This window comes from Asticcacaulis sp. EMRT-3, from assembly GCF_030027245.1.
Taxonomy (GTDB): domain Bacteria; phylum Pseudomonadota; class Alphaproteobacteria; order Caulobacterales; family Caulobacteraceae; genus Asticcacaulis.
The window spans coordinates 100476-124027 of sequence record NZ_JASERT010000002.1; the positions used below are offsets into that span (position 1 = coordinate 100476).

The window sequence follows — 23552 nt, forward strand, 5'->3', positions numbered from 1 at the left end:
GCCGCCCGCTTCTTCCCCCTCTGGGCGGCTCTGTCATCCCTAAGCTATGAGCATTCCTTTCTCCCTGTTGGAATCGCTGGCCGTTTTGCTGTCGTGCAAAACGGCCTTTTTTTTGGATATGGCCGATGAAACGCGCTTTTGCCCTGCTCCCGCTCATCTGTCTGGCCGTCGCCGCGCACAGCCATGCCGCCTGCCGCGTGACGCATTCCCCTTACGGCACGATGAGCGATGGCCGGTCTGTGGCGCTGTGGCGGGTCGATGACGGCCAGATTGCGGCGGGCGTGCTGACGCTTGGCGGCATTCTGCATGATCTTGATGTGCCCGACGCCGCCCAGAGTCAGCATGGCCACAGCGTCAATGTGGTGCGCAATCTCGATCATCTGGCGGCTTATGAAAAGCGCGACAATTTTTCCAGCCTGATCGGCCGCTATGCCAACCGCATCGGCGGCGGCGGCGTCACGCTCGATGGCCGGTTTTACCCCCTGCCCGGCAATGCAAAAGGCGTCATCACCCACGGCGGCGCGAAAAGCTTTGGGTCGCGCCTCTGGCAGGCTCGGGTGCTGAAACCCGGCGAAGGCTGCGGGATTGAACTGTCCCTGGTCAGCCCGGACGGCGATAACGGCTTTCCCGGCGCGCTCGGCGTAACCGTGCGCTATCGTTTGCAGGGCAAGGCTTTGCGGCTCGATTATCAGGCGCGCACCACCAAAACCACCGTGGTCAATCTGACCGACCACGCCTATTTCAATCTGGCGGGCGAAGGCGATGTCTATGGCCAGACGCTGGAGATCAAGGCGTCGCACTATCTGCCGCTCGATCATCTGCACCTGCCGACCGGCGAGATCGCGCCGGTTGAGGGCACGGCCTATGATCTGCGCAAAGCCCAGCCGCTGGCCGGTTTTAAAAAGCTCGACGACACCTTTGTACTGGATGGCAAAGGGCTGAAAACCGCTGCCATCCTGCATGATCCGAAAAGCGGCCGCACCCTGACCGTCAGCACTACCCAGCCCGGTTTGGTCGTCTATACGGCGGGCAGTTTCGACGGTTCGCTGACCGACGCCTCAGGCCAGCCGATTGTGGCCGGTGCGGGCGTGGCGCTGGAAACGCAAGGCTTTCCCGATGCGCCTAACCACGCCAACTTCCCCACGACCGTCTTGCACCCCGGCGAAACCTATCAGGCGACGACGGTTTACAGGTTTCGGTAGCTCCCTTACCCTTCCCCTCTCCCCACATGTGGGGAGAGGGCGGGAGATGAGCCTTTAGGCGAAAGCGACCGGGTGAGGGGCATAAGGCGGATTCACAGATGAGCTGCGCTATTGGAGACATCTGGGTGGCAACATTTTATCTTTTTACCAACCGTCTCCCCAAAAATTGCCCCACGCAATTTCGGAGATTTTCCCGTCTTTGATCAATACATCAACGATGATCCCGGCCGGAGCTATCAGGAGAGTATGTTGGTGGATGGCGTATTGTAATGTTCGATCTGGTTCTCCGGGCTTACAATGATTGCCTAGAATCGGATCGATGCAGGAAAATTTGGCTTGAAATTCACCCTTCTGAGCAAGCAGGATTGAACCGACTTCGGCCTCCGGCATCCCGATCGTCAATCCAAACTTGCTGCCATGTCGTAGCCGTCCGTAATTGCCATGATCGATTTCTGGCGATGGTTGCAAAATGCCGTCTTTGTAGACCGGAGGCGTGACATCTTGACCGGCAGTCCCGCAACCGGATAGCGACGAAAGCATCAAGGCCAATGCTACACAAATGGAAAAACGAACCTGTTTCATGATCGCCCCTACCCGCTATGCCCCGGCGAAGACGTATACATTAAATTTGAACCACGTTCAATAAAAATTGCCCACTTAAACTTAAACCTGCCGCCGCATCCAGTCCAATGCCAGATCGGGCCAGATGGCATGGCTGCCGTCACGCTCGCGCAGGGCGAAACCATGCGGGGCCTTGCCAAAGATATGGGCGTCGAGATCAAGGCCCTTGTCGCGCGCGCTGCCGATGAAGTTGAGCGCGTGTTCGACCGGCACAGACGTGTCGTGCAGGGCGTAGGCCAGAAAGACCGGACATGACGGCAGGCCGTGCGGTTCGGATGAGATACCAATCGGCCAGGCGTCGTAAAAGGCCTGTTTTTCCGGCGGCGGATAGTCGGGCTTGCCTTTCGGGGCCTTGTAATCGCGGTGATTGGCATTGATCGGCGCATAGGCGATAACCACCCCCGCAGCCTTGACTTGCGATTGGCAGGCCAGCGCTCCGGCCAGATGGCCGCCCGAAGACAGGCCCATCAGAAACAAAGGCAGGACATCGCCCAGCCTCTGCACCGCCTGCAAACCGTCCTGCAAGGCGATGTCGGATGGCCACACCCCCCCCTGGCCATCATCGGCTCCGGGCAGGCGATGGATCAGCACATGGGCGTCAAAGCCTTGCGCCTGTAACCACAGCGCCACCTCGACGCCCTCGCGGTCGGTCATCAGTTGCAAATAGCCGCCGCCCGCGCAGATCAGGGCCTGAGCGCGCGGCTTTTCAGCGCGAAAGCTCCACAGTTCGGCGCGGCTGACCGCCTCCAGCTTGCGGTCGGGCCATTCGCCGGTGAGCCGGTTAGGCCCACCGGACGACAGGATCGTGACTTCATCCGGCCTCATTGCAGATTGAGCACCACGACCGACTTGGCCGGCAGGGTGAGGGTCAGTTTGCCGGCGCTGATCTTCGCGCCCTTGAAATCGACGGGCACGACGAGCGGAGCGCCGCCAATGGGGTTGATGGCGTCCATCTTCGCGGCGGTCAGCACCTGACCGGTGACGCTTTTCACCTTCAGATCGCCCAGATCGATGCTGACCCTGGTGTCATCTTCGGGGTCCATGCTGGCAAAAGCGATATAGACATGGCCGTCCTTGCCGCGTGCCGCCGATGAATTAAAGGCCGGGATCGTGGTCTTGCCCCTGGTGAAATCGGGCGCGGTGATGTTGAGCGGCAGTTCGGTCGAATCCTGGAACGGCACGTACATCTTGTAGGCATAGTAGGTCGGCGTCAGGGCCAGCTTGTCGCCCTGCGTCAGGATCATGGCCTGCAACACATTGACCGTCTGGGCGATGGCCGTCAGGCGCACCCGGTCGGCATGGTGCTGGAAGATGTTGAAATTGGCCGCCGCCAGAACCGCGTCGCGCAGGGTGTTTTCCTGATAGAGGTGGCCGGGATTGGTGCCGGGTTCGACATCATACCAGGTGCCCCATTCATCGACGAACAGACCGACACGCTTTTTCGGATCGTACTTGTCCATCACCGCCTCGTGGTCGGAGATCAGCTTGTCCATGCGCAGGGTCTGGGCGAAGGTGTCGGTCCAGGCCTGCTCGTCAAAGCCGGTGGCCGCGCCCTTGTGGTCCCAGTTGCCGGTCGGGATGGTATAGTAATGCAGCGACAGCGCATCGATATACTTGCCGGCATTCTTCATCACCACGTCCGTCCAGTTGGTGTCGTCCGAATTGGCACCCGAAGCGACGCGCACCGCCGGATTGGCCGGATCATTATGGAAGAAGCCGGAGAATTTGCGCAGTTCATCCGAGTAATATTCCGGCGTCATATTGCCGCCGCAACCCCAGGCCTCATTGCCAAAACCGATGAACTTCATCTTCCACGGCGCATCGCGGCCATTGGCGCGACGTTCCTTGGCCAGGGTGTCCTGACCATCCGAGGTCATATAGTCGATCCACTGGCTCATCTCGGTGGGGTTGGAGGAGCCGACATTGATCGAAATATAGGGATCGGCCCCCACCTGTTCGATAAAGTCCATATATTCATGTGTGCCGAAGGCATTGGTTTCGACATCATTGGCCCACCAGTGATTCTTGCGCACCGGACGCTGATCGCGCGGGCCGATGCCATCGCGCCAGTGATATTCGTCGGCAAAACAGCCGCCCGGCCAGCGGATCGACGGGGTGTGGATGGCCTTCAGCGCCTCCACAATGTCGGTGCGGATGCCGAGCACATTGGGGATTTTTGAATCGGGCCCGACCCAGACCCCGTCATAGATGCCGCGGCCCAGATGCTCGGAAAACTGCGAATAGATATATTTGCTGATCTGCGGCCCCGGCTGGTCGGCATTGAGGCTGCCAGAAGCGCTGAGCGTGGCGGCGTGGGCGCCCGTGGTGGCCAGCAGCAGGGCGCCCCCCAGAGCAGTTGCGGCGGCAAAGGCGGTGAGACTATTTTTCAGGCGATTCATGGGGGTTCCCTCTCAGATCATTTTGTCCGACTATTGCGTTGGATGTAGCCCATTTGCTCATTGATGACCAGCCAGAATCTACCCCTTTTATACCGTGCTACCGCAGGATTTTGATCACGAAATCAGCGTATGGGGCGATGCTGGCAAAGTAAGCGGGGGCTTTCGCTTCTGTCCTTGTCCAATTACCAAAATTTGGTACACTTCCCTGGCTTCCCAAAAGAAAGGCCCCGACATGAGTAATTCCTCAGTCGCCCTTGGCAAACACTTCAAGGGTTTTATCGACAAGCAGGTGCAAAGCGGACGCTATCAATCCGCCAGCGAAGTCATGCGCGCGGGCCTTCGTCTGCTCGAAATCGAAGAAAGCAAACGCCAAGCCCTGATCAGGGCGCTGATCGAAGGAGAACAAAGCGGTTTTGCCGATGATTTTGACAAGGATGCACTGCTGGCGTCTCTGCATAAGGACGCAGGTCTGAATGGCCGGTAGGTACAGACTTTCCCAGAGGGCCGTTGCCGACCTTAAAGACATCTGGCGCTATTCGTTCAAAAACTGGGGGCAGGCGCAGGCGAACAACTACTATACCGACCTGCTCGCAAGCGTCGAAAATCTGGCTGCGGGTTTGCGAAAAGGCCTTCCCGTGCCGGAGCGCGATGGCTATCTAAAAGCCACCAGCGGCTCCCATCTCATTTTTTATCGCACGTCTGACGACGATATCGAGGTCATACGCATACTGCATCAAAGCATGGACGAAAGGCGGCATCTGGCTGTTGATTGATTGCCCCTACGACGCACAGCGAACGCAGCCATGAAACTCATCTGACCTATCTGGCGGTCGGACAAAGCCAGCCATTGGTCGTCAGCCAGTCTATGATGTCTTTCTGCCAGGTATCACGCGGCAGAAGAGGAAAACCATGCTGCCCTTTTTCAAAAAAGTGCGCCTCCACCGGAACACCAGCGTGACGCAGCGCTTCGAAATAGGCGACGCTGTTGTCAATATCGACCAGTTGGTCGTCGGCGGCATGAAGGATCAGGGTTGGCGGCGTCTCAGGGGTGACGTGCAGTTCGTTGGAGAATTCTTTGACCAGGGCGTCGGACGGCGACTTTCCCAAAAGCGCATCGCGTGAACCCATATGGGTGATTTTCGCGTCCATGCTGATGACCGGATAGGCCAGCACCACAAAGTCGGGACGCAGGGAGATGTTGTCAGGATTGGGGATATAGGCTTTCTGAAAATGCGTCGCCAGGGTCGAAGCGACGTGGCCGCCCGCCGAATAGCCGACAACGCCGACGCGGGCCGGGTCGAGATTCCAGTCTTTCGCGTGCAGCCGGATAAAGCGCATCCCCTGCTCCGCGTCCTGAAGCGGCCCGATGGACTTGTCCGGCATGGTCGCGTCGCTCGGCAAACGGTATTTGAGCACGAAAGCGGCGATACCGTGATCGACGAAGAATTGCGCCTGCTGAACGCCTTCATAGTCGAAGGTCAGACCGGCGTAGCCACCACCCGGAATGACGAGAATGCTGGCGCCGGTCGCCTTGACCTTAGCCGGCAGGTACACCTGAATGACAGGCCGCGAAACATTTTGCACCCAGCCCGTGCCATCGCCCGTTTCCCTGTCGGGGCCCGGCTTCGAATTCGGGATCGGAGCGTCACCATACAGCGGAAAGGCCTGCATCCCGGGCGGAAAATTGACGCTCGGATCCGGTGTGGCCGCCATAGCGGGGGTGACGAAAATCGCTGCCGCCAGAATTAAAAACGCGCGTCTTATTAGCATCTTCTTCCCGTCCCGTTGCAGGTTTATAGTCAGACTTTGGCTAAGTGTTACGCATTCCGCATCGCCATATCAAGCCATTGATCTAACGAACTGTGTCATGTGCCGAAGGCCACCAGAATGGCCCCGCCCGCGATCAGAGCCACGCCGAGCCAGTTTTTCAGGCTCAGACTCTCGCCCAGGAAAAGGACGGAAAACACGGCGACGAAGACCACGCTCAGCTTGTCGATGGGGGCCACGCGGGCCGCCTCGCCCAGTTTGAGCGCCCGGAAATAGCACAACCATGACGCCCCGGTCGCCACGCCCGACAGGGTAAGAAAAATCCATGTTTTCAAAGAAATAGCCGAAACCGGTCGCCATTCTTTCAGCCCGAACAGAACCAGGGCGGACACCACAAGTATGACCACGGTGCGCAGGAAGGTCGCCATGTCGGAATTGATGTCGCTGACCCCCACCTTGGCCAGCACAGCGGTCATGGCGGCAAAAATGGCCGATAACAGGGCCCAGAACGGCCAGGCGGCGATAAGCGTTTTCATAAGGAACACTTAAAGCAGCCCGACCCTGTTGGGAATCGCTATTTCAGCTTCATCACCTCGGCGCATTGGCCTCGACGCTGTCGCCGATCAGTTCGAGGTTCTCAATCGCCGCCAGACCCCATTGCGACGCGCCATTGGTGGAAATCGTCGGGTCTTCAAGGATGGTATAGAGCACATTCGGCCCGGTCACCTTGTCTTCCTGCGGATGCAGGCTGGTGGCGTGACGCGGATTGTCGCCTTCGAAGAATTCCGACCAGGCGCGCGCCGCCAGGGCGGGGTCTTTCAGTTCGCGGGCGGCATAGGCGGTCATGCGCGAAGAGGCGTCACGCAATGACCGGTCACGCGGCACCACGCCGAGAAACGCTTTAATGTCCGCCGGTGAGCTGTTGTAATATTTACAATAATCGAGCCACGTCTTCTTATAGGCGGGCGCATCGACCAGTGTCATCAGCTCCTCGGTGATCTCGATAATGCCAAACACCGCATTGAGGTGCGACACGGAAATCTGATCACCTGGCCCGACGAAGGCGCCGGTTTTCAGATCATAGGGCGCGCCGCCGCAGAACCAGCCATATTTCAGTTTGGCGATCGAGTTCATGCCGATCAGGATGCGGTCGCGCCAGTGCGTGTCGCCGGTGCGCTCCCATTCGGTCAGCCAGGCGGCGATGAACGAGCCCCATGAGGTGCCGAAGCTGCAATCGACCGTGCCTTCGATATGTTTGCGAATGCCGATCCCCGAACCGCCCGGCGCGGCGACTTTGCGCTCGATATAGACGGTCTTCAGCGTCTGATCGGAATCAATCAGGTCGTGCATCAGGTCGCCGACGCGCTCATCGGCGGTCAGGTAATAGTAGAAGCGCTTGAAGGCGGCATTGGAGACGCGCGGCTGCTTGGAGGAATCGCTCCAGTGCTGGATGCCGTGGCGCGTGCCGAAACCTTTGTAGGGCCCGATATGGAAGGTATCGACTTCGGATGTGTGGCGCGTCATCGCCTCGGCCATGCGGAAGACATCGGCGCGGCCCGAACGCAGGTAACCGTACCAGAACATCATGTCCGATTGCAGTTCGGAATTGTCCCAGGCAAAGCCGCCTATGTCATAACGCCAGACGTGGCGGTCAGCATCATAGGTGTGCATGACATCGCCATAATCCCAGAAGCCGTACCATTTGCGCTCTTCGATCTGCTGGAGATAGTAGTCGAGCTGATAGCTGATCCGGCCCTCGATCAGGGCGCGCGTCGGCGTCGAAGAATTGGGCAGGCTCCAGGCACCGAACAGGCCGTCGATCATATGCAGGCGTTCGGGCGCCACGGTCAGGCGGGGCGGGGTGGACAGCGCGGTGGCCATATCGGCGAAGCGCTGGCGCTCCGGCGTGGCGGGCAGCGCCCACAGGGTCAGTTCGCTGGTGCGGGCAATGCCGTAGGGCTTGTTCCAGCCCGGTTCGAAATCCTCATAGGTGAGCAGCAGCCCCTCATTCTGCTTGGCGTAGGTATCCATGCCCCAGTCGGGCCGGTAGGGGCGGATGTCCATCGCCGGCGCATCGGGCGACCACAGCCAGGCGGTCACGCTGGCCGTATCGGTGGCCGCATTGCGAATATCGAGCCGGGTCGGGGCGCGCTGCCAGAAGTCCTTCAGGCCGAGCGCCACGCCACCTTGCGGGCTGCCGACATAGGCCAGACCCGAAGCGCGGTGATCGGCGGCCGATTCGATAAAGGCATGGCCCGGCTCAACGCGCTTGCGGATCGTATAGCCGTCGGGCGTGGCCTGCGAGCAGGTGAAGTCGTTCCAGTAGGACGAATTGTGCAGATTATCGCCGACAGACGGCGCGATCATCGATGGATCGACGCGCGTGCCTGCAATCTGCGCCTCGCGCGCCGCCTTGCCGGGATCACGGCGCAGGCCGGTCAGTGAGCGCACCGCCTCGCCCCAGACGCCGTCATTTTCACCTGAAAAGCGTAGGTGACGGTTATACAGCTCATCCGTCATCGGCACCTCGGCGCTGACACCGAGGCCGCGGATGAAGTCCTTCGTCTCGTCGCCATCGAAGATGAAGCTGTGAACGATGCGCACGGCATCGGAACCGGCGTAAAAATAGAGACGCACGGTGAAGGGCAGCCACTGGCGCGAACCATCGCTATGGCGGCCTTCGAGGCGCAGGGTGGTGCGCACCGGGCCCTGCTGCTCCAGCACGGCCTTTTCAACCACGCCGTCATAGGTCGTCTGTTTCAGGTCAGGTTTGTCCTCGAAAGAGGCAGCATCCTGGGTCAGGGCGCTTAAGGTCACCGCGCCCATCGCCGGTTTGCCCGAACGGGTAGCGCCGGAAATCAGGGTTTTGCCGCTTCCGGGAACCGTCCAGACCAGATCGCCGGAGGTGATGGTGAAGCCCGCGCCAGTTTGCGCCACAGTCAGCGGGGCCGCAGGGGCGGCAGGCGTGCCGGGCTTCAGAGCATAGGATGTCGCGCCGCCGCTCAACGGCCCGACCGCATGGGCCGACCATTTCAGCGAACCATCAGGCCAGTAGGCGATGGGCCACGATTGCACGGGCAGATCACCGAGCGAAAAAGCCGATTTCGCCGCCACCGAACCACGCGGCCACGGCACGCCGAAGGTCTGGCCCTCGGCAAAGGACGGCGCGTCACGATCGAGCCAGATGGCCTGGGTTTCGGGTACGCCGATATGGGCGGTCTTCGCCTGGGCGGAGGCGGCCTGTCCTGCCGCTGCCAATATCCCGACCGCCGCCGTGCGCGCCATCAGGCCACGCCGCGTCATCTGTCCAGCCTTGTCCATCCTGTCCTCCTTATGTCAGCCTTTTCGGCTTATACGGGCTGCGCGACCTGTTCCGGCGCGGCTTGGTGCGTTTATGATCAATTTCTCTCATTTTTGCGCATAACGAGTCAACCGCCCTCGCCTGTCTGGGCCAAGAAAAAGGCCGCCACCTCTGAAGGATGACGGCCTTTCTTACGCTGTACGCTTACACGGCACTAAAGTCGGATGATTTTAGGTGGAATCTGTTTCCTTCCCCTCTCCCCACATGTGGGGAGAGGACGGGAGCCAAGCGCGGCGCAGGCGACCGGGTGAGGGGCATTCTTCGTGTACCCATCAAGCCCCTCATCCGGCCTTCACTGCGTTCAGGCCACCTTCTCCCCATTGTCATGGGGAGAAGGGAAGAATAGCCGATGCAAACTCATGTCATCGGGCTTAGTTGCGGTAGGTGAAGCCAGCTTCCCAACGCGAACCGCCGTATGTAAGCGCTTCGACGCTCGGCGTACCGTCAGAGAAGGTGCCGTAGGAGCCCTGGTTCGTTTCCGAGGTCGTGGCGCGGCCAATATTGCGGCCCGACACATACAGTTCCCACTGCTTGTTCAGCTTATAGTTGACGCGCAGATCGAGATATTTCGAAGCCTCGCGGAAGTTCGGGAAGCCCGGATTATAGGGTACCCGCACCGTTTGCTTGCCTTCAAGACCAGCGCCCGGCACATCATTGATGGCGTTGGAGCCGCACGAGGCGATGCACTGGAAGAAGGAGTCGCGCGTCTGGTAGGCCAGGCGGACATTGAGCTTGCCGTCATCATACCACAGAGACAGGTTCTGGAAATAACTGGCCTGAAACTTGGGCGGCAGAGTAGCGCCGGAGATCTGTTCCGTTGCCGAGGCGATATGGGCCGAGCCGAGCTTCGAATAGTTGAAATCGACGCCGGTGTACTTCAGATACCAGGGCAGGTAGGTGAAGGCCATCTTGGTGGAGAATTCGATGCCGCGTTGCAGACCCGCATCACCATTGACATAGGTCGGGTACAGGAAGTTGGTGCCTGCCAGGCTTTGTCCGGTCAGCGGATCGGCTGGCGGATTGGGGACACTGTTGAACAGGTCGCCGCTGCTGGCCGTGCTCAGGATCGGGGCGCCGATCAGGACGTTGTTATAATAATAGCCCAACGAGAACATGGTGTCCTTATTGACATACCATTCCACGCTCTCATTGTGGTTGATCGCCTTATAGGGCTTCAGGTTCGGATTGCCGACAGCACCGCAGCTCGGATCCTGGGCCTGGCCGGTCGGATTGTTCTCGGCGATGGTATAGCGTTCGTCGATCGTGCAGGTGCCGGACGGCAGCATCTGGCCAATCGACGGACGGGCGATGACGTGACCCGAATAGTAACGCAGCACGATGCTCGGCGTGACCCACAGGTTGAGGTTATAGCTCGGCGTCCAGTCATTGGTGACACCGGTCAGGGTGGTGTTGATGGTGACGCTGGTGCCGGGCCCCTGTGACAGATTCGTCGTGCCGTTATAGGATGGCGACAGGGCGTAGTGGGTAAAGGTCATGGAGCCGGTGGCATTGGTCGTGGTATGGATATAGCGCGTACCGATATTGCCGTTGAAATCCATGCCCCAGGGCAGCTTCTGATCGAATTCGGTCATCAGATAGAAGGCTTGCGTCTCTTCACGATAGGCCGAATGCGGCTGCTGATAGACCTTGCCGTCGCTGCCGGTGCAATATTTCATGCAGTCGTAATTATAGGCGTCGGTATTGAGGCCCGAGGCCAGCTTCTGCACGTCGAGGATCGGGAAGGAGGACAGGATGTCGCCCTTATCCGGATAATCGCCGAAGAAGTTGCTCTTCTGGCTGAGCGCCGGCCCGATCAGGGCCGCCAGTTCAGTTGGCGTAAAGGTGGTGATCCCGGCCTGGGTGGTCGGATTGGACACCGGAATATTGTTGACCAGAGTGCTGTTGGCCGAATAACCGTAACCGCAGGGCTGGGTCGAGGTCGCCGTCGGCAGGCAGGAGCGGTAATAGCTGGTCAGATTGTTGGTCGGCACCACGACGGGGGCCACATAGTTGGCGTCGCCGACAACACCGGTGCCTGATTGCGCCGTATAGCCGCCACCGGCATAGCCGCTGCCGGTATGGGTGCGGAATTGCAGACCGCCCATGATGTCCTGGAAGAAGGGCACCCGGCCTTCAAAATTATAGGTGATGTCCGACTTGACCATGGTTTCGTCGTCATGCTGCATGATCGGACGCCAGGTCAGGCTCATATTGGTGCCCCACTGCGCCTGCTGGGCCGCCGTATAGGCCTGAACCGGTGCGGTTGTGGCTGTGCCTTTGGCCGCCTTCAGAGCATTTTTCTGCGTGAGGGCCTGGGCATAGTTGGCCGGATCGTAGAAATCGACGCCCGCAGGCGTGGCATAGGTCCACAGGCCCGAAGGCGTGACGCTGGCCGTCACATCACCATAGGTGAAGTTGACCGCGCTGCGCAACTGGGCGCGGCGGAAATCCGACGATGTGCTGGACAGCAGGTTTTCGATCTTCCACGGGCCATGATGCCAGTTGAGACCCGTCTGAAGGCTCAGGGTCTTGATCTTCTGGTAATATTGCACGGCATCGACATTGATATTGCCGTCATTCATCGTCATCGAGGTGACGTGATGGCTGGCATCAACCGTGGCATTGGTGATGTCGGTGACCACATTGCCGCCGACACCATTGGGGTAGGAGGCGTAGGGCGTGGTGACATTGCCGATACCGGGCAGGACGGTGCGCGGCGTTGTGGTCAGATTCTGACCACTTGGAATCGTCTGGGTCTGCATGGCCGCCGTATTGAAGGTGGGGCTGCCGAGGCCCAGCGTATAGTCCTTGTTGTTTTCGTTACGGTTGGCGATACCGGCCTTGAAATAGACGGTCGTGTCGTCGTCGAGTTTGTAGTCGAAGCGAATGTCGGCGGCGACGCGGCGTTCGAAATAGGAGTGCGACAACAGACGGATCAGCGACGGCGTATAGTCGTTCCATTGATTCAGGCACGATTGCAGCTCGTAGGCGCGTTCATTCTGGGCGGCAGACGTGCCGCTACCGGCCAAAGCCGGAAAAGCGGCCAGACAGTCAGCCTTGGTATTGGCATTGGCTGACTTGGTGACGACATCGAGCGGCGAATTGGTCGAATTAGCCAGGAGAATGCTCGACCCTGGAATGGCTGCCGTGACCGCCGGATTAAAGCTGAAGGTCTTGTCGGGCGACTGGTCGAGATCGACATTGCGGTAATAGCCAGCCTGACCCGATGTATTGGGCTGCTCGCTGTCGGCGGCATTGGAAATTTCCGAATAGTCGATATTGGCGATGACCCCTAAGCGGCCATCCAGGAATTTGCGCGCCATGATGGCGCTCCATTCCGGCGTCCACTTCTTATCGAGCGAGTTTTGCTGCTGATCGAAACGGAACTGGAAATAGGGCTTTTTGAAATCGAGGCCGGTGCGGGTATTGATGTGGATCGAACCGCCCAGCGAGCCTTCGGTCATGGCCGCCGTCGTGCCCTTGACGACATCGAGGCTCTTGACCAGATCGGCCGGCAGTTCGCGCAAATCGGCGCCGCGCGCATTGCCCGAACCATCAACCAGACCACCGCTGGTATTGCTGACACCCACGCCATCCAGTTCAACGCGGTTGTTTTCCGCCGACTGGCCACGCACGGTCACGCTCTGGCCTTCGCCGAAATCACCACGGTCGAGCTGGATGCCGGGGATGCGCGAAATGGCTTCGTCGATATTCTTGTCGGGGAAAGTGCCGATGTCTTCGGCGGCGATCGAATCGGTGGCCGTCTTGGCGTGCTTCTTGCGATTAATGGCCGATTCCTGCGAGGCGCGCGTACCGGTCACGACAATGACGGTCGGCTCGTCAGCCGCTGCGGGCTTGGCCGCCGGAGCGGTTTGCGCCATAGCCATACCGCCACCGGCAAACAGGGTCACCAGCGCCAGAGCCGTACCGTTAGCCAAACGACGACGCACGCAATAGGTTTGCAATGTATCTTTCACCTTTTTCCTCCAAACGCGATAGCCCGCGCATTCAAAATTCCAGCCGGATCTGACGTCGCGGCTTGGTCCATGCGTCACCTGAGGAAGGAAAGGCGCTGCTGGCTTTTCAGGAAGGCCCTCCCGGCGAGGTCGAGTCCCATTCCAAAGCTTCAAATGCAGGCTTTTTCGCCCCCGGCGGCGAACACAAATCTTTAACACCTGCATCTTTGTTGATTGATAATGACAAGTCAAGGCAGGTTGCGCGCATTTGCGCGAATATTATCCTATAAATGATCAATTAGGCGCGATTGCGTAACAAAAACATCACAGAAAAGCCGGGAAGACGCCATGATTACGCAGTTTGCGCCGTCATTTGTAATCGAAGCTGACCCGTTTCAGGCGGTTTTTCGTAGGTGCGTCGCTTGCGTTCGGGGCTGAGCATCCCTGAAACGCCACAATAAATCAGCATAAATACTTATATTTAAAGGATAAATTCAAATTGTAGCTAATATGGCGGATGAAAAACACATCATTAGGTGATCAATCATGATCATATATGAGCGATTCCATCCGCCAAAGATGCAAAATCAGGCCTTTTCGACCGCCACGGCATAGGTGTGCACCGGGCCGAACATGTTGGAGCGGAAAATGATCCACTTGCCGTCCGGCGAAAAGCGCAGATTGGGTTCCAGCCGGTAGTCGTGATCCTTCATATTGACCAGTTTTTCCGAGCGCAGCACGCCGGGGCGCACCAGATCGGCAGCATTGGGCGCGCTGACGCCCAGATCCTCGATGATCTCAGGGTGGAACAGATAGATGTATTTGCCGTCCGGGGCGCGCGCCACCATGTCGGCGTCGCCGCCATCACCGGCCATCAGCGTGCCGTCCTTCGACACATTGAAATGCACCGACCATTCGTTGCGCAGCATATGATACCAGATGCGCTTGCCGGTCTTCAGATCGACATTGGCCAGCCAGAAATCCTCGCCGCGCGGGGTTTGCAGGTCGTAGAAGATCTTCGAGCCATCCCAGTTGAAGAATTCATGACCGGCGATCTCCATATTCATCATGCGCTTGTGCATGAGCTGATTGCCCGTGCCATCGGTGCGGATCGTCCAGATGCGGTCAACCTCGTGCCACGGCCCTTCGTGGCAATAAAGCAGCAGGGACGGATCCTTGGGCGAAAACTGCATGTGGTTCAGCCAGTCGGTCGAATGAACCAGCACCTTGCGCGCGCCCGTCCTGATGTCGATGGTGAAGATGTCCATCGGCACGTCGGCGGCCAGGCGCTGCGCCATGCGGTATTCCTTGGCGGCCGCAAAGCTCATCGGCTTGCCGTCAGGCCCCAGCGCATTATAGCCGCCGTCTGTGCCCGCCACCTTGGGGCCGGGCTGGAGCGGCACATTCTTATAGGCATAGGAGCCGACCAGCAGGCTGTCATCGGCATTGACCGAGGTAACAAAGCCCTTGTCAACCGAGGCGATTTTCGTCACCGCGCCCGTATTGACGTCGATGGAAAACACATCATTGGTGGCCTGGGTCTTGTTGTCCTTGTCGGCGGAACGCGGCCGGGCATAGACCACGGCCTTTGAGGCACCGGTCTGGAAGGCCGACAGATTGCCCGTATAGAGGTCTTTTTCCGCGAAGGTCTCCATATTGATCAGGCTGATGCCGTCGGCGCGGTTCATCACCATCCATTTTTCATCGGGCGTATAGGCCGGGAAGTTAAAATAGAGCGATTCCGAATGGTCCTTGTGCGACAGGCGCACGATGCGGTGGCCGGTGTCAGGATCGATCCAGTCCTTCGGGATAGGCCCCTTTGGCGCGGCGGCAGGCCCGGCGGGCAGGGTTTGGGCGGTCGCGGCTGCCGCCATCGGCGCTGCGGCGGCCAGGGCGACGGCACCGGTGAGAAAATTACGTTTGCTGATGGTCATGGCGGCGGTTCCTCTATGTCATTTTCTGCACCATAGCCGCTTTATCTGCGCTCGAAAATGAAATTATTTGATTGAATATGATCTTATTGCGGGGCAAATTTTGTCGGACAAAAGATAAATGCCGCTCAGGGAAGGCCCGAAACCATGCCAGATACAGCGCAATTCCGCTTCATGCGACCTCTCGGGATCGCCATGCAAACCGCTCTGGTCGATCACGGTTCTGACCCTGCACAGCCAGTAAGGTCAGGCGGATTTGCTGTGGGTCACGGCCTCGAAAACGCTGAAAGCCCCGTCCTGATAGCGCAGCAGATCAATCCGCACCGCCTCAGGGCTGAAGGTCAGCCGGTTGAAGCCATTGGGCTGGCGGCGCAGGCGCGTCGAGGTGGCGGTTGAGGCATTGACGAACAGGGTGGTGTGGCCGCCCATCTCGCGCGTTTCGATATAGGCATGGTGCTGATGGCCGGCCAGCACCAGATCAACCTTCTGTTGGGCCAGCGTGTCGAGTAGCGCCCGGCCATTGAACACCGTCACCGCCAGGGGAAAATCGGGCGAGGCGATCAGCGGATGATGCGCCACCACCATGCGCCACGGCGCGGTCGTGGCGGCGAAGGTGGCTTCGACGGCGCGGCATTGCCGGTCGCTGATGGCGCCATTAGCCCAGTTCCAGTGCGGCAAAATCATGCGCGCGCTGTTGAGGCCCTTGATAGCCACCAGCGGCGACGACCACTGCGGGTTCATCTCTTCAGCGATATAGCGCCGATAGCGCCGCCACGGATGGAGGAAGCGGGTTATATCCATGCCCGGCAGGTCGTGATTGCCGGGAATCGACAGGACGCGGGCTGGCAGTTCGGCCAGAAAGTCGCGGGCGGCCTCAAATTCGCCGTCCGTCGCCGACTGGGTGAGGTCGCCGCTGGCGATGATCAGATCGGGCACATCGTCATGCAGATGGCGCAGCAGGGCGGTCTTGACCTCATCATTGAGACAGCCGAAATGCAGGTCGGAAATCTGGGCGATCTTCATGGCTGGCCCTCATCGGCGGGCAGCAGCACATGCAGGAAACGCGGTTTGAGGCTTATCTCCAAAGGCGTTTTCAGCTTCATGATCTCGCCATCGATCGACACCAGATCGCGGCGGTGATGATTGTCGATGCGTACTGTCTGGCCGGTGTGCTCGATCAGGGCGGGGTCTTGCAGCCAGCGTCCGAACAGAAGCCGCCACATGAAGCGCAAATGGGTGGCGTGCGAGGTGGTGGTGAAGACATAGACGGCCAGCTCGCCGCCACTCAGCGCGTGGCGTTTGAAATTGCTCTCGGTCAGTGTCTGGCTGTCGGCGAAACGGTTGGCCGACACCACGACCGCCGGGGTGCGGAAGGTTTCCGCCTTGCCGTCGATGGCGATGCGGATTCGCTCACGCTTGTGCATGTCGAGATTGCGCAGGATGAACAAAAACAGTTGCGGCATCAGCAAAAACGTATGGGTCAGGCGCTTTCTTTCGCGAAAACGCGAAGCCTGCGGCATGGTGCCGATACTGGCGCAGCACAGGAAGATTTCCCCATTCACAAAGCCCGCGTCGATCCGGCTTTCCTCAGCCCCCGCCGCATAGCCTGCCAGCGCGCCCTCCAGCGTGTCGATACCCAGATCGTGCGCCAGCAGGTTCATCGTGCCGAAGGGCAGTACGCCGAAGGGTTTGTTGCGTTCGGCCAGATATTTGGCCGCCTCGCGGATGCTGCCATCGCCGCCGCCGATCAGCAGGTGATGCGCCTGACCGGCCAGCCGCGCCAGGTTGGCCGACATCTCCTCCGGTTCGGAAAAGCATAGCTCATTCAGCGGCAGACCGCTTTGTGTCACGGCGGTATCGATGGCGGGCTGGCCCATTGACAGCACCGTGCCGGACTTGGCGTTGATGAGGATATTGAAGGTGGTTTTGGCCATGCTCCCCGTATGAAAAACCGTGTGCAAGGATTCAATGTGTTACCGCATGGATCACGGCCCCCAGTTTAATTTCGCAATGCAAGTGATCGATAAGAGGTGGATTTATCGATCACGCTTGCGCCGCCGCCATTACTTGCCGATGACAGGTCATATGCGGCGTTTAGCCCAGTTTCCAGACCTCGAAATCGCTATAGGCAGCGACCAGCGGTGCCATCTGGCGAAAGCCGATACTGCCGCTCGCAGGCCAGCCGACGCCACCACCTTTCCACGCCATGACCAGCAGATCATTGATAAAGAAATCGACGCCATCGCTGCGTTTTTGCAGGCGCATCTTGTACGGCAGGGCGGCGTCGGCGACATCGGGGATCGGATCGGCCCCCTGCGCCAGCATTTCAAACCCCGGCGCACGGCGCAGGTTACACAGATGAAAGGCGCGTTCTGAGGGCCAGCGGCGGCGGAAATAGGCCATTGTCAGGGCCGAAACGTCGGAATTGGTATATTGCGCATAGATACCGGCGCGCGGCTTCAGCCGTTTGTCGAGTACCGGCACAGGATCGCCCCCCGGCAACAGGCCTTGCGCGGCGAACAGGAGAATGGCCAGACCCGGTTCTTCGAGCGGCCAGAAGTTCCAGCGAAATTCAACATTATCGGGAAAGGTTTCCGGGCACCAGTACACGAAGTTCGACGCCTGACCGTCGGCGGCGGAACGGGCGTTTTTCAGCCGCATCCGTCCGGTGTCGAAATCGACCAGCGCCTCGCCCTCCATGACGAAGCCCTTGACATCATCGGCGGTGCGCAAAGGATTGGCATAGATGCGCTCTGTGGCCTTTGCAGCTTGCGCGCCCGCCTTGCCCGCTGCCAGAGGCAGGACGGCCAGCGCGCCCGCCCCGGCCAGCATGTTTCGCCGTGACAGCCTCATACGATGCCCCCGTCGCGGCCTTCGCGGCGCTTGCGCGTTGCGGCCTTGTGCGCCCGGTAACCGGCGGCGCGGTAACAGGCGATGGGATCGAGCGCCCCGCCCGCGCGCCTGCGCGCCTCGGCCAGGGCCGGACGCACATCGGTTTCAAACGGCAGGCGCAGGGCGTTATGCGCCATGATGACATCGTTTTCGGCCTGATAGGCTTTCAACGCCGGACGATCGACGATCAGCGCCTTGGCATAGGCCCCGGCAATGGCGCGCGCCGAATTGAGCAGGCTCTCAATCGGGTCGGTGACGTTGTGCGACTGGTCCATCATATAGGCGGGCCGGAAGCCTTCGGGGTCGCGCCCCTCGGCCAGCACCAGTTCGTTGAAGACCAGAAAGAGCTGGAACGGATTGATCGAACCGGCGTCGAGATCGTCATCGCCATATTTGGAATCGTTGAAATGGAAGCCGCCCAGCTTACCGAAACGCGCCAGCCGCGCCACGATCATTTCAATATTGACGCCCTGCGCGTGGTGGCCAAGATCGACGAGGCATTGCGCCTTGTCGCCCAAGGCTTGCGCGCACAGGATGCTGGTGCCCCAGTCCTGCACCACAGTCGAGTAAAAGGCCGGTTCATAAAGCTTGTGCTCGATGAACATCCGCCAGTCGCCGGGCAGACCGGCATAGACGGCGCGCATCGAAGAGAGATAGCGGTCGAGCGCATCGCTGAAATCGCTCTGGCCGGGAAAGTTGGAACCATCGCCGACCCACACGGTCAGGGCCTTGGATCCGAGCTTTTTACCGGCCTCGATACAGTCGAGATTATGCGCCACCGCCTGTTCGCGCATCGCAAGCTGCACATGGCTGAGCGAACCATATTTATAGGAGCGCTTCTGGCCGGGCTGATCCTGACCAGGCTGATCCTGAAACGTGTTGGAGTTGACGGCGTCGAAGCCCAGTCCGTGCGCCTCGGTGAACTGACGAAGCGCCGCATAGTCGTCGGTCATGTCCCACGGAAAATGCAGCGACACATTGGGTGTCATGCCGGTAAGCTGATGCACGACGGCGCAATCTTCGATCTTTTCATAGATGTCGGTGGGCTCTCCGGGCAGGGGAAAGCGCGCAAAGCGCGTGCCGCCGGTGGCCAGCCCCCAGCTCGGCAGGCCGACGGCCAGCTTCATCAGTTTTGCGACCACGGTTTCTATGTCGATGTCGGTGCGCGCCAGCCGGGCGGCCAGGGCGTCGAAATCGGCCTGATGGTCGGCCATCTGGCGGGCATTCTGGGCGGCGATCACGTCGGGCGAAATACCGCGCATCAGCCTGTCTCTGCTCACATAACCCATCTTCGTCTCCCGGCGTCTTTTTGCTTTTATCCGTTTATTTCACGGACTTTCGGTGCATCCAAGTCAAATCGCCTGTGAATCGCGTTCTTCCCTCTCCCCACATGTGGGGAGAGGGCGAACGCAGCGAAAGTATAGCTTTCGCAAGAGAGGGAGCCAAGCCTTCAGGCGAAGGCGACCGGGTGAGGGGCAGTCTTTGGTGTACCCACCAAGCCCCTCATCCGGCCTTCGTTTCACTCAGGCCACCTTCTCCCCGCTTGGCAGGGAGAAGGGAAGATAAGCGACATCCTGCTCTGTCAGCGCGTAAAGGCCGCCGCGTGACCCGCATCGACATTGAGAATATTGCCGGTTGATTTCGCCGCCGCATCGCTGGCCAGAAACACCACGGCGCGCGCCACATCCTGCGGCAGGACTTCGCGCTTCAGAAGGCTGCGCTGGCGGTAGAAATCCTCCAGCTCATCGGGTTTCAGATCATAGGCCGCCGCGCGCTGGCTGCGCCATTCGCCGTTCCAGATATGCGAACCCTGCAAGACCGCATCGGGATTGACGACATTGACGCGGATACCGTGTGGCGCGCCTTCCAGCGCCAGACAACGCGCCAGATGCAGCTCGGCCGCCTTGGCCGAAGCATAGGCCGACGCCCCGCCAGACGCCGCCACGGCATTTTTCGACACCACAAAGACGATGGAGCCGCCGCCGCCCGCCTTCATGGCGCGGAAAGCCTCACGCGCCGGCAGGAAATAGCCATCGGCCAGGACGCGGAAATTCTGCTGCCACAGGTCGAGCGTGGTGTCTTCGATGGAGGCCGCCGTGGCGATTCCGGCATTGGCGACCAGAATATCAATGGCGCCGAACGCATCAAACGTAGCCTCAAACGCTGACATGACCTGCGCCTCATCGCCAATATCGGCCACGAAGGTGCGGATCAGATCGGGCCGGAAGCGCGTGGCCAGTTCAAGGCGCGCCGCCTCCAGCCGGGGCGCGTCGATGTCGGTCAGCAGCACGCAGCCGCCTTTCGCCAAGATGTCTTCGGCCACGGCGCGGCCAATCCCGCCTGCCGCCCCGGTAATGCAGGCCACACGCCCGGCCAGCTCACCCGGCTTTGGCTGGCGCTTCAGCTTGGCCTCTTCGAGCGCCCAGTATTCAATGGCAAAGGCTTCGCGCTCATCGAGCGGCTTATAATGGCCCAGCGCCCGCGCACCGGTAATGACATTCATGGTATTGAGCGCATATTCACCGGCGATGCGCGCCTGGGTGGCGTCGGGCGCGAAGGCCAGGGCACCGGTATCGCGGATCAGCACGATCACCGGATCAGCGTCGCGCATGGCGGGGCTTCCGGGCGTGCAAAAGCGCTCATAATAGGCCTGGTAACGACGACGAAAACCCGCCACGGCCTCAGCCACATAGGCGGCTGCGTCTTCGGCCAGCAGGCGCTGCGGATCGAGGATCAGCGGCCACGGCTTGGTGCGCAGGAAATGATCGGGACAGGGCGCGCCTAAGCTCACATCCTGTAACAGATGCGGCGACGACACGAAATCGCGCACATCCGGCGTATCGAGGCGGCAGGCGATTTTCGCACCGGTCAGCAAAGGCCGCAGCAGCCGGGTGGCGCGGCGCAACAGGTCATCAGCAGCGGGCACGGCGGGCGCAGGGCGCGGTTTGATCCGGGCGTTTATCGCCGTGGCGGCGCGCGCAATCAGGTCGATGCTCGTCTCATAACAATCCCGCGCCGTTTCGCCCCAGCAGAACAGGCCGTGGCCTTCCAGCACCATGCCGCGCCAGTGCGGGTGAGCGGCCAGCAGTTCTCCCATGCGCAAGCCGAGATCGAAACCGGGCCTCTGCCAGCCGATCCAGCCGACCGCATCGCCATAGACGGCTTCGGTGAGGCTGCGCGATTCGTGGATGGCGGCGATGGCCACCACGGCGTCGGGATGGAGATGATCGACATGGCGGTGCGGAATAAAGGCGTGCAAAGGCGTGTCGATGCTGGCGGCGCGCGGATTGAGGCCGAAGGTGCAATGGGGCAGAAGCCCCACCATCTCATCTTCAAAATCAAGGCCGCGATAGAGGCGCTCAAGCCCCCGCACCCGGTCGAGATAGAGGGTGGCAAAACCATCGCGCTGCATCGAGCCGAGATCGCCGCCCGACCCCTTGACCCATAAAACCTCGACCGCTTCACCGCTCAAAGGATCGCGGTCAGTCAGCTTGGCCGAGGTATTGCCGCCGCCGAAATTGGTGACCGATAGGTCGGAACCAAGCAGGTTGGAGCGATAGAGCAGTCGGTCGATTTCGCTGAATCCGGCGCAGGCCGCTTCATCCCACAGGCTTTGCGGCACGCGCAAAGGGCCTTTGTCCGGCGTCGCAGACGGTTGCGGATATGCGGCCATACGCGCCTCGGTCAAACGCGACCGGCTGGGCTGCGACAAGTTCATTGAACTCTCCAGACTTGTGTATTATAACTTAATAAATATGATAAAAGCGACATGCTGAATGCCGTGATCGAAAACGACGATACAGACGATTTCGATAGACTTCAATCATTATCGCTCAAAAAACGACAGATAATCGCCAGCGATCAGGGATACGCACGGTGAAAAGGGAACGCAAAAGCCAGGAAGGCGCCAACTGCATTGTTTTCGATGCCGGGCGCACCTATGCCAAGATCAGTGTGGTCACGCCCTCAGGCGTCGTGCTGGCGACGCGGCGCATCCTCACCCCCACCTACGCCACGCTGCTTTATACCGCCATCGACACCGACGCCCTGTTCAACTGGCTTTTGTTGCAGCTCAAAGCCTTCAGCGCCTATGCCATTGATCGCATCATCCCGGTGGCGCATGGCGCGGCCTGCGCCTTCCTCGATGAAAACCTGCATCTCGTCCAGCCGGTGCAGGATTACGAAACAGCCATTCCGCCGGTCTTTGCCAGCGCCTATGCGCGCCTGCGCCCGGCCTTTTCTGAAACCCTGTCGCCGCCCCTGCCCAAGGGCCTCAATCTCGGCGCGCAGATCTACTGGCACGCAAAGCGCGACCCCGATATGTTCGCAAAAGTGCGCTGGATTCTGCCCTATCCGCAATACTGGTCATGGCGGTTGAGCGGCGCGCTCCATTCGGAGATCAGCTCTCTGGGCTGCCATACCGACCTGTGGTCGCCGGTCACAGGTGATTTCTCGTCGCTCACCCATGATCAGGGCTGGGCGCATCGCTTCGCGCCCCTGCGCAAGGCCTGGGAAGGGGCCGGGCGGCTGAAGCCTGAGATCGTGCGCGCCACCGGCCTGTCGCCCGCCACCCGCGTTTGCGTCGGCCTGCACGATTCGGGCGCGGCGCTGGCTTCGCTGCTCGGCGGCTGGCAGCAGGATACCGACCTGCCTGCGCTTCTTTCGACCGGCACCTGGTTTATCGCTATGGCCCCCGGCGGTTCGCTCGACGGGCTGCAAGCCGAACGCGACTGCATGGGCGCGGTCGATGTGTTCGGCAAGGCCCTGCCCTGCGCCCGCTTCATGGGCGGGCGGGCGTTTGAAATGATCACCCATGATGGCGTCCGGGGCGGCTGCACCTCCAGCCTCGATGTCGATGCCGACACACTGGCTGAGGTGATGCACGAGGCGGCCCTGGCCCTGCCCAGCTTCCTCGATGCGGGCGGCCCCTATCCCGGTATGCACGGCGAAATCAGAGGCCTGCGCCACGATACGCCGCGCACGCGCGCAGCACTCGGTATGCTCTATCAGGCGCTGTTATCGACCACCTGCCTCGATATGATCCAGTGCGGCCGCACGCTGCTGATCGAAGGCATGGCGGCCGGTAATTCGGTGCTGGCCGGACTGATCGCCGCCCTGCATGACGGGCCGGTTCTGCGCAATGACGGCCCCAGCGGCGTCACGCTCGGCGCCTCGGCCCTGGCCTATCTGGGTGAGCGCCCGATGCCGCGCCTTCAGCATAATCAGGTGACGCCCCTGCTGCCCGATGAGATGCGCGCCTATCAGCGCATCTGGCGTGACGCCATCAATGCCGAGGTGGCGGCGTAAAGCAACCGCCCTGACATAGGCCGTCTCGACAAGGCCATGATTTGCCCCTATAGATTCAATCAGAATCAATCACCGAGTCGCGCCCCGCGCGCATTTCGGTGCAGATTTACAACCTC

At 60.2% G+C, this 23552-nt stretch carries 17 protein-coding genes; 4 read left to right on the top strand and 13 right to left on the bottom strand.

Annotated elements, in window-relative coordinates; translation table 11 throughout:
• Positions 1-125: 125 nt before the first annotated feature.
• Positions 126-1202 carry an aldose epimerase family protein gene (locus tag QB905_RS13790; RefSeq protein ID WP_282975709.1) on the top strand — a complete coding sequence of 359 codons (1077 nt, stop codon included), beginning with the start codon at positions 126-128 and terminating at the stop codon, positions 1200-1202.
• A gap of 144 nt (positions 1203-1346) precedes the next feature.
• Here QB905_RS13790 and QB905_RS13795 read toward each other — a convergent pair whose 3' ends face one another.
• From QB905_RS13795 to QB905_RS13805, 3 genes are all read right to left on the bottom strand, one after another.
• The gene (locus QB905_RS13795; RefSeq protein WP_282975710.1) at positions 1347-1784 is read right to left on the bottom strand and encodes a hypothetical protein; all 438 of its coding nucleotides are present in this window, start codon (positions 1782-1784) and stop codon (positions 1347-1349) included.
• 81 nt (positions 1785-1865) lie between these two features.
• A complete protein-coding gene (locus QB905_RS13800) occupies positions 1866-2648 on the bottom strand; it encodes an alpha/beta hydrolase (RefSeq protein WP_282975711.1) in 783 nt (260 codons plus the stop codon).
• The gene (locus tag QB905_RS13805; protein ID WP_282975712.1) at positions 2645-4222 is read right to left on the bottom strand and encodes an alpha-N-arabinofuranosidase; all 1578 of its coding nucleotides are present in this window, start codon (positions 4220-4222) and stop codon (positions 2645-2647) included. Before QB905_RS13805 ends, QB905_RS13800 begins: the two co-directional genes overlap by 4 nt.
• A 232-nt stretch (positions 4223-4454) precedes the next feature.
• On the opposite strand from QB905_RS13805, the gene QB905_RS13810 reads away from it, so the two are divergent.
• Together QB905_RS13810 and QB905_RS13815 are read left to right on the top strand one after the other, a co-directional pair.
• A complete protein-coding gene (locus QB905_RS13810; RefSeq protein ID WP_282975713.1) occupies positions 4455-4706 on the top strand; it encodes a type II toxin-antitoxin system ParD family antitoxin in 252 nt (83 codons plus the stop codon).
• Entirely contained in the window at positions 4696-4995 is a 300-nt protein-coding gene (locus QB905_RS13815; RefSeq protein WP_282975714.1) for a type II toxin-antitoxin system RelE/ParE family toxin, read from the top strand. The genes QB905_RS13810 and QB905_RS13815 overlap by 11 nt, the downstream gene beginning before the upstream one ends.
• Positions 4996-5041: 46 nt before the next feature.
• Here QB905_RS13815 and QB905_RS13820 read toward each other — a convergent pair whose 3' ends face one another.
• The 10 genes from QB905_RS13820 to QB905_RS13865 form a co-directional block, all read right to left on the bottom strand.
• A complete protein-coding gene (locus tag QB905_RS13820; RefSeq protein WP_282975715.1) occupies positions 5042-5992 on the bottom strand; it encodes an alpha/beta hydrolase in 951 nt (316 codons plus the stop codon).
• 95 nt (positions 5993-6087) lie between these two features.
• Positions 6088-6525: an EamA family transporter gene (locus QB905_RS13825; protein WP_282975716.1), complete on the bottom strand. Its 438-nt coding sequence runs from the start codon at positions 6523-6525 to the stop codon at positions 6088-6090.
• A 52-nt stretch (positions 6526-6577) separates the two neighbouring features.
• A complete protein-coding gene (locus QB905_RS13830; RefSeq protein ID WP_282975717.1) occupies positions 6578-9310 on the bottom strand; it encodes an exo-rhamnogalacturonan lyase family protein in 2733 nt (910 codons plus the stop codon).
• Positions 9311-9721: 411 nt separating this feature from the next.
• Entirely contained in the window at positions 9722-13327 is a 3606-nt protein-coding gene (locus tag QB905_RS13835; RefSeq protein ID WP_282975718.1) for a TonB-dependent receptor, read from the bottom strand.
• Between the two features lie 566 nt (positions 13328-13893).
• Positions 13894-15240 (bottom strand): oligogalacturonate lyase family protein, encoded by a 1347-nt coding sequence (locus tag QB905_RS13840; protein WP_282975719.1) that lies wholly within the window; start codon positions 15238-15240, stop codon positions 13894-13896.
• A 243-nt stretch (positions 15241-15483) separates the two neighbouring features.
• Positions 15484-16260, bottom strand: coding sequence for a metallophosphoesterase family protein (locus tag QB905_RS13845; RefSeq protein WP_282975720.1), 777 nt, complete (start codon positions 16258-16260; stop codon positions 15484-15486).
• Complete coding sequence (locus QB905_RS13850; RefSeq protein ID WP_282975721.1) at positions 16257-17171, bottom strand: diacylglycerol/lipid kinase family protein; 915 nt, start codon at positions 17169-17171, stop codon at positions 16257-16259. Before QB905_RS13850 ends, QB905_RS13845 begins: the two co-directional genes overlap by 4 nt.
• 160 nt (positions 17172-17331) lie before the next feature.
• Positions 17332-18090 carry a DUF1961 family protein gene (locus tag QB905_RS13855; protein WP_282975722.1) on the bottom strand — a complete coding sequence of 253 codons (759 nt, stop codon included), beginning with the start codon at positions 18088-18090 and terminating at the stop codon, positions 17332-17334.
• Positions 18087-19418, bottom strand: a complete 1332-nt coding sequence (gene rhaI / locus QB905_RS13860) for an L-rhamnose catabolism isomerase (RefSeq protein WP_282975723.1) — start codon at positions 19416-19418, stop codon at positions 18087-18089. The genes QB905_RS13855 and rhaI overlap by 4 nt, the downstream gene beginning before the upstream one ends.
• Before the next feature lie 293 nt (positions 19419-19711).
• Positions 19712-21847 carry a bifunctional rhamnulose-1-phosphate aldolase/short-chain dehydrogenase gene (locus tag QB905_RS13865; RefSeq protein WP_282975724.1) on the bottom strand — a complete coding sequence of 712 codons (2136 nt, stop codon included), beginning with the start codon at positions 21845-21847 and terminating at the stop codon, positions 19712-19714.
• Positions 21848-22005: 158 nt separating this feature from the next.
• Here QB905_RS13865 and QB905_RS13870 point away from each other — a divergent pair, with 158 nt between their 5' ends.
• On the top strand, positions 22006-23436 hold the full coding sequence (locus tag QB905_RS13870; protein WP_282975726.1) for an FGGY-family carbohydrate kinase: 1431 nt from the start codon (positions 22006-22008) through the stop codon (positions 23434-23436).
• Positions 23437-23552: the final 116 nt, after the last annotated feature.

Coding starts and splice junctions, on each gene's coding strand:
- QB905_RS13790 (WP_282975709.1), top strand. CDS start 126: ATGAAACGCGCTTTTGCCCTGCTCCCGCTCATCTGTCTGGCCGTCGCC.
- QB905_RS13795 (WP_282975710.1), bottom strand. CDS start 1,784: ATGAAACAGGTTCGTTTTTCCATTTGTGTAGCATTGGCCTTGATGCTT.
- QB905_RS13800 (WP_282975711.1), bottom strand. CDS start 2,648: ATGAGGCCGGATGAAGTCACGATCCTGTCGTCCGGTGGGCCTAACCGG.
- QB905_RS13805 (WP_282975712.1), bottom strand. CDS start 4,222: ATGAATCGCCTGAAAAATAGTCTCACCGCCTTTGCCGCCGCAACTGCT.
- QB905_RS13810 (WP_282975713.1), top strand. CDS start 4,455: ATGAGTAATTCCTCAGTCGCCCTTGGCAAACACTTCAAGGGTTTTATC.
- QB905_RS13815 (WP_282975714.1), top strand. CDS start 4,696: ATGGCCGGTAGGTACAGACTTTCCCAGAGGGCCGTTGCCGACCTTAAA.
- QB905_RS13820 (WP_282975715.1), bottom strand. CDS start 5,992: ATGCTAATAAGACGCGCGTTTTTAATTCTGGCGGCAGCGATTTTCGTC.
- QB905_RS13825 (WP_282975716.1), bottom strand. CDS start 6,525: ATGAAAACGCTTATCGCCGCCTGGCCGTTCTGGGCCCTGTTATCGGCC.
- QB905_RS13830 (WP_282975717.1), bottom strand. CDS start 9,310: ATGGACAAGGCTGGACAGATGACGCGGCGTGGCCTGATGGCGCGCACG.
- QB905_RS13840 (WP_282975719.1), bottom strand. CDS start 15,240: ATGACCATCAGCAAACGTAATTTTCTCACCGGTGCCGTCGCCCTGGCC.
- QB905_RS13845 (WP_282975720.1), bottom strand. CDS start 16,260: ATGAAGATCGCCCAGATTTCCGACCTGCATTTCGGCTGTCTCAATGAT.
- QB905_RS13850 (WP_282975721.1), bottom strand. CDS start 17,171: ATGGCCAAAACCACCTTCAATATCCTCATCAACGCCAAGTCCGGCACG.
- QB905_RS13855 (WP_282975722.1), bottom strand. CDS start 18,090: ATGAGGCTGTCACGGCGAAACATGCTGGCCGGGGCGGGCGCGCTGGCC.
- rhaI (WP_282975723.1), bottom strand. CDS start 19,418: ATGGGTTATGTGAGCAGAGACAGGCTGATGCGCGGTATTTCGCCCGAC.
- QB905_RS13865 (WP_282975724.1), bottom strand. CDS start 21,847: ATGAACTTGTCGCAGCCCAGCCGGTCGCGTTTGACCGAGGCGCGTATG.